This is a genomic window from Microcystis sp. LE19-84.1B, assembly GCF_027531875.1.
Taxonomy (GTDB): domain Bacteria; phylum Cyanobacteriota; class Cyanobacteriia; order Cyanobacteriales; family Microcystaceae; genus Microcystis; species Microcystis panniformis.
Map to the genome: position 1 here is coordinate 1 of NZ_JAPZSR010000432.1, position 3,644 is coordinate 3,644.

2 protein-coding genes are annotated in these 3,644 nt (G+C 38.8%); both read left to right on the plus strand.

The annotated features are described in order from the left end of the window. On the plus strand, nt 1-981 hold a 981-nt coding region (locus tag O9324_RS24405), incomplete at its 5' end, for a hemolysin family protein (RefSeq protein WP_288141551.1). 519 nt (nt 982-1,500) lie between these two features. Next, the gene (locus tag O9324_RS24410) at nt 1,501-3,567 is read left to right on the plus strand and encodes a hypothetical protein (protein ID WP_288141552.1); all 2,067 of its coding nucleotides are present in this window, start codon (nt 1,501-1,503) and stop codon (nt 3,565-3,567) included. Nucleotides 3,568-3,644: the final 77 nt, after the last annotated feature.

A 3,644-nucleotide genomic window follows, 5' to 3' on the forward strand; every position in this document is an offset into this window, starting at 1 on the left:
GTGGCCTATCTCCAGATAGTTTTTGGGGAACTTTATCCCAAATCCCTAGCTTTAATTTATGCCGAACCGATGGCGCGATTATTAGCAGCACCTATTGGCGTTATTTCCCGGATTTTTAAGCCTTTTATCGGTATTCTCAACCAATCAACTCGTTTTTTATTGGTTTTAACCCGTATTCCCGAAGTGGATCTGCAGCGTTCTAGTCGGGTAACTTCCGAGGAATTACAATTAATTATCAGCATGGAAGGGGAATTAACGGGATTAGAAGCAGCGGAAAGGAAAATTTTAAATAATGTTTTCCAGTTTAGCGAAATCACTGCGGCAGAAATTATGGTTCCCCATAACCGTTTAATAGCTATTCCCTCGACCGCAACTTTTCAGGAATTATTGCTCAACGTGGTTAACAGTGGCTATTCTTGTTATCCTGTGGCAGGAGATTCCGGTGATGATATCCGTGGTCTGATCGATTTTAAAGATTTAGCTTTACCCCTTGTCGAAGGTCAGTTAAATTTAACAACCCCGATTAAACCTTGGTTAAAACCTGTGCGTTTTTTCCCCGAAACTACCCCTTTAAATGAATTACTGACAGTGATGCAGGAATCATTCTTAAAGATGGTTATCATTGTGGATGAATTTGGCAGAACAGCCGGTTTATTAACCCTCAAAGATTTAATCGGCGAGATTCTAGGAACTTTTCCCCCTAGTGATCAATCAGGAACATTGGAATACCAACTCCTCGATGAATCAACTTTTCTCGTACAAGCACAAATGAATTTAGAGGACGTGAACAAAGCATTAAATTTAAGCTTACCCTTGGCCGATGAATACCAAACCCTAGCTGGTTTTATCCTCCATCATTGGCAAAAAATACCGAGGGTGGGAGAACAATTATATTACCAAAATTTAGAATTTACCATTATTTCTAAGGTCGGCCCTCGCTTGGAACAAATTAAGATTTATCGTCAACAACCATCCTCATGATATAAACAAGAAACAACTTTTCTCATTTATCCTTCTTGATGGTTAATCGAGTCAATAGCTGCCTACTCCTATCAGGGTAAGCACATCTTAATAATTCTTGACAAAATCAACTTTATAGCAGTTTTCATAAGAATGAGGTATGAGCAAGGAGCTTGAACCCTTTGTTGGCAAAACTTGTCGATACCTCAGTAACGTGAAAAGCACTATATGTAAGTTGCTTACCCAGGGAGCGATTCAGGCATATTTGAGGAGAATTTGCCCTCTCAATTGTTAAGCAAAAATCGATCAAATTATGAAGATTTCGTAACTATTCTGATTGACTGGTATCAATTGAATTGCCCACGCAGATCACAAAATTGGTCAATTGTCAATAGCGTTTGAGATGATCTCACCCTGGACAGTATTGACATCTGGAAAAATGCTACAATGTTTTTATTGAAAATTTAAGCCGTCCAATCCCAATAAGAAAGAGAGAAAAAGGCTTATCTGTTCCCAATTTATCTAGAACACTAAATCGCCATGAGTAATCTGATAGACTATAGTACGATTCAACAAACTATCGTGAGCCATTCTACTCAGCGATTAGCTCGTACGACAAATGGGCAATATTACTACTGGGATAATGCCACTCAAAATTACAGTCTGGTCGATGTATCGAGTTTGCCAGCACCAAGTCAGATTGTTGGTATAGATTCTGACAATGCGGGTAATTTTTATGCTTTAATCTACAGTAATATTTCAGGACAAGCGGGTTATTATCTAACGTCTTGGAATAGCACTTCTCAGATATGGGCAGATCCAATTCTAGTGCAATCAGCCACCAATACAGACTTTTTTGCTTCTTTTTCTGCTATTAATGATAATGAGATTTGGACAATTATCAAGTTCGATCTGTCTAATCGCATTCAACAATATGTCTGGAATACAACGACACAACAATTTGACGCAGGTTTTGGTACTGGTCTGAGTGGTGTTACTCAGATTACAACAGGAAAAGGGGATGGCTCGGTTTGGGCATTAGATAATCAAGGTGGTCTTTACCTCTGGGATGGAACGAATTTTAATCTATTTAATGGGGGTAATAATCCCGCTTTCCAACAAATAGTTTCTCTCAACAGTCAAACTCTGTTGGGTTTAGACAATAGCGGCAATATTTATGCTTGGTCAAGTGGTGCTAGTACCTTTATTGAGTTGGATAATATTATTGCTAACTTACCCGTTTTTAGTCAAATTCAAATCGACGAAACGGGAATTTTATACGGAATAACTAACCTAAGTGTTCCTTATCAAGTTGGCAATATTAGCTCAATTTTAGGGTTAAACAACTCCAGTGGACAACCCTTTGGTATGACGACTGTTACAGATGGTAATGGTGTCACCCATGCAGTTTGGAATCAAAACGGACAAATCTATTACGGTTATCAACCCTCTGGGACTAATGGTCAATATGTTGGGGTGACACCCCTTAATAGTGGTATTGGAAGCCAAAGTCAAGGAAGCACCGCCAATTTAACCTTAACTAAGACACAAAATGGAGGAGTTGTTGCTTCTTGGATAGGGGGAAGTGGCAATAATGCGGAAGTTTATACTTCTTCCCTAAGTTCTTCTATTTATGGGGGTTATCAATGGAGTTCTCCCACACAATTGACTGACGATGAATTAGAAGACACAAATTTAAACGTTGTGGCTTTAAGTAATAACAATCTTTTAGTAACGACTCGAAAAAATAACCAAGCTGTTAGTCAACTGGTTGATATTAGTCAACTTCCTGTAACAGCTACTTCCCCCAATCAATTAACTTTTAAACCCAAAGGAACAGAATTTACCTATTCAATTGTTCCGGGTGCTTTGGACGGAGCATCGGGAATTATTACTCTCCCTTCTGATGTTTCTATTAGTGTCGGTTTAGGAACAGGTAATTTACCCCAAATATCGTCAAGTATTGAAAAAGCTTTGCACGGTTTTTCCCTTAATATCGGTGCAGAAATTGATTCTTCCACTCAAAAATATAGCAGTCAGTCTCCTGTTGCTGCTAATAGCTTAAGACTTAGTTTAACCCTTGGAAAAGAAGCAGGAGGTTTTTCTGGTTTTATCGATGGTGATTCTTTAGCGGGTGGTCTATTCAAAGGCTATGTTTCCTTAGATTTCTCAGCTTTTGCTCAAGGGAGTGGACAATGGGAAGAAGTTAGTAGCTATCCTTCTAGTGTTAAAGCTAAAGCGGGGGCTGGGGTTGAATTAGAAGTTAATGCTATTAATTTAGTTCTAAATAGCCTTTTTTTTGGCGCAAGTGCTTTCTTGAATGAACTCAGTGAAGCAGGGGTACTAAGCATTAGTGGGGGACCGGTATTAGGACTTGATTTGACTTATACCACAGAAATTGAGTTTGACGAGAATGGGACGAATTTAGGAAGTATAGAAGCCAGTGATTACTTTTTTAAACTGGTGGATGAAAATGGCAACGAACCAACCGAAGAAACCCCTCGTTCTGAACTTCAATGGCACTTAGATACAACTAAATTCTTGGTTCTTCCGAACTTACACTGTAGAAAATTCCCCAAGCTCCCTCTCTGTCCAGCAATGCTCTAAAGTTGATAAATATCAATCTAACAAAAACTCAAAGCCCTATTGTACAAGCTTTACAAGCATGAGTTGTTGATAGTTTT

What these genes read in the sequence shown, in the direction of transcription:
- O9324_RS24410 (WP_288141552.1), top strand. Translation starts at nt 1,501, where the DNA reads ATGAGTAATCTGATAGACTATAGTACGATTCAACAAACTATCGTGAGC.